We start from the raw sequence: 255 nt of genomic DNA, 5'->3' as shown, positions 1-255 counted from the left end.
GACGGTTTGATAATCAAAAACAAGTTGGTTCCTGTGTTGGATTGGTGCCGCAACCGTACGATAGTGGCACGATGCGAATCGACCAAGGCATCAGCAAGCAAGGCAACCGACGAGTGCGCTCCTTGCTTATTGAAATGGCGTGGATGTGGTTGCGCTATCAGCCAGAAAGTAAGCTTTCAATTTGGTTTGCGGAAAAGACCAACAGCCAAGCGCCCAACAAACGCGGTCGACGTGTGGCGATCGTCGCGGTGGCGA

General features: G+C 52.5%; 1 protein-coding gene. It reads left to right on the top strand.

What is annotated here, in order from left to right; translation table 11 throughout:
• Positions 1–255: transposase (locus tag H8K52_RS20830; RefSeq protein ID WP_186924815.1), on the top strand; the 255-nt coding region annotated here is incomplete at both ends.

Source organism: Affinundibacterium seohonense, assembly GCF_014284305.1.
In the GTDB taxonomy this organism is placed as follows: Bacteria; Pseudomonadota; Gammaproteobacteria; order Burkholderiales; family Burkholderiaceae_D; genus Undibacterium; species Undibacterium seohonense.
This window is presented reverse-complemented; position numbering and strand designations above follow the sequence as displayed.